Annotated in this window: 1 protein-coding gene; it reads left to right on the top strand. The window is 35.2% G+C overall.

Features of this window, described 5'->3' with window-relative positions; genetic code table 11:
- A partial coding sequence (nrdD, locus tag ACKI2P_RS04775) for an anaerobic ribonucleoside-triphosphate reductase (protein ID WP_407375502.1) occupies positions 1-2328 on the top strand: 2328 nt, incomplete at its 5' end.
- Positions 2329-2908 lie beyond the last annotated feature (580 nt).

Genomic DNA, 2908 nt, shown 5'->3' with positions numbered 1-2908 from the left:
GTGAATGAAATGGAAAGAATATCAGAATTAGGAAATAATTTAAATGAAACCGTTAAAATCAATGTAGAAAAGAATAACGGCATTAAAGAAAGATTTAGTTACGAAAAATTAGTAAAATCATTAGTAATGGTAGAAACCCCATTCTTTGAATCTGATAAAATCGTTGCTACAGTAGTATCTCAACTTTACGACGGAATCAAAACCAAGGAAATCAAAAAAATAGTCTACGAATGTCTTGAAGACATCGATCCGGAAATAGCAAACAAATACCTAGCAAGTACCCAATTGAAAGTACGTACATCAAGAGACACTATCGAAGCATTTGATTTATCAAAAATCGCTAACACCCTGATTGAAGAAACCGGTGCTAGCCAAGAAACCGCATTTGAAATCGCTACCGAAACATGGAAAGAACTTAAAAAATTAAATGTAGAATACTTAACTGCACCTATGATTAGGGAAATGGTCAACACCAAATTGATCGAATACGGATTAGAAGACTTAAGGAGCCGTTACACTCGTTTAGGTATTCCAGTATATAACATTACTTCCTTAATCGAAAACGGTAACAGGGACAATGCAAATATGATTCACAACCCTGAAAGTATTCACAAACATGTAGCGGACGAAGCTTTAAAACAATACGCACTCTTAAAAATGTTACCAGCACATTTGGCAGACGCACACATGTCCGGTGACATACACATCCACGATTTAGAATTCTTTGCCGGAAGACCTCTTAACTGTCTTCAACATGATATAAGAACATTCATCAGATACGGACTTAAAGTAGACGGTACAGGTGACCACACCTCCATCGCAGGTGCACCAAACCACATGGAAACCTTAATGAACCACACTGGTGAAATCATGCTTGCAGCACAACAAAACATGTCCGGTGGACAATCAATGTCCCTCTGGAACGTATTTGTAGCACCATTTGCAAGAGGAAGAAGTTATGAAGAAATCAAACAAGCTGTACAAATGCTTATCTACAACCTGAACATGGCATACGCTGCTCGTGGATCCCAAGTACCATTTACAAGCATGGCACTGGAATTCGGTGTCCCTGACTTCTTGAAAGATGAAACCGCATACGGACCTAAAGGTAAAGTAGTAGGAACCTATGCTGATTTTGAAGATGAAACCAGATTAATCCAAAGAGCATTCACAGAAACATTACTCGACGGAGACAATGAAGGCAAACCTCATTTATTCCCTAATACAATCTACACTCTCCGTAAAGAAACAATGACAAGTGAATACGAAGACGACTTAAGATTAGTGCACGAATTATCTGCAAAATACGGTTCATCATACTTTGTTAACATGTTCCCAGAATACCGTGGAAAAATGGCAAACTATATGGGATGCAGAACCTGTCTGCAAGATACATGGACCGGTGACTGGGATCAAGACTGTTTAAGAACAGGTAACCTCGCATACGTAACCTTAAACTTCCCAAGAATCGGATACCAATCCAAAGACGAATCCCAAGTATTCGAATATCTGGATGAATACATGGACCTTGCAGTTGAAACATTAATGCTTAGAAGAGAACAAGGATTAAAATGTTTAAATGACTTCCACATCCTACCATTCCTTAAACAAAAAGTAGGAGAAGAATCATACTACAGAATTGAAAACTCAACATTGTCCTTTGGTTTTGTTGGACTTAACGAAATGTTATTATCCTTATTCGGTGAAGGAATCGAAAACCCTGAATCCAACAAATTCGGTGTAAAATGTCTCGAATACATTAATCAAAGAGCTAAAAAATTACAGGAAGAAACCGGACTCAGATGGTCTGTACTGCAAACTCCTGCAGAATCTACCGCTTACAGATTTGCAACACTTGACAAAAAACAGTTCCCAGATCAAGTTATCGTACAAGGTGACGGAAACGCAAACTACTACACCAACTCATCTCACGTACCGGTAGATACAGGATTATCATTAATCGAAAAAATCAAAATCGAAGAGCAATATCACAGCTTAACTCCTGGTGGACACATCTTCCATGCATTCATGGGAGAATCATACTCAGATCCAGATTCATTAATGAGCCTAACAAACAAAATTGCTAGAAAATCCGATATCGGATTCTGGGCTTACAGCTCAGCTTTAAGTTTCTGTTTAAAATGCAAAACCTTAATGAAAGGTTTAAACAACACTTGCCCTACTTGCGGTGAAACCGAAGATGTGGAATGGTATGACAGAATTACCGGTTACGTACAACAAGTTGGACGTGCAAAATCCGCATCCGGAGGTTGGAACCCAGGAAAACGTCAAGAATTAATTGACAGAAGAAGATTTGAAGATAACTAAGGTTATCTTCTTCACACCATTTTTTTAACACCAATACCATCAAAACCATTAAAAATGAAATCAGGCCATGACTTATTGAAATAATACTAAAATTTTTTTAAATAATAATGGAATCTAATTTTAGAAAATCAATAAAAAAAAATAGATGAACAAACCAGCCGGCTTGCATCAATATTAACAAATCACTGGATATTTTAGGATTAAAATATCATACAGGGTTAATTAGTTTAAAATCTAAATAATAGTTTAAAAAAATCCTCAAGAGATAGTTTAACAGGTTTATAAAAAGATTTTTTTCTAATCCTAGGTAAGTTATAATTATACATTTTTTCACCACCTTAAATAACTCAAAATATAGAAGTTGAGGTTCATATACCTTTGATATTTCATAAACATTTCCATGTTTAAAGTAAATATTATAAACTGCAATATTTAAAGTTTTTCGCATGTAAGCACCCACATACATTCTAAAATTATCAAAAACGGTTGTAAATTAAAAAAACAACACAAAAATAGAAATTAACAAATATTTAATTTAAAACGGATATTAAAAAAAATCTGTAAAATGCAAATATCAATT

The sequence above is a fragment of the Methanobrevibacter sp. genome (assembly GCF_045541095.1).
Classification (GTDB): Archaea; Methanobacteriota; Methanobacteria; order Methanobacteriales; family Methanobacteriaceae; genus Methanocatella.
Note: the sequence above shows the minus strand (reverse complement) of the source record. Positions and strands in the feature narration are given on the sequence as shown.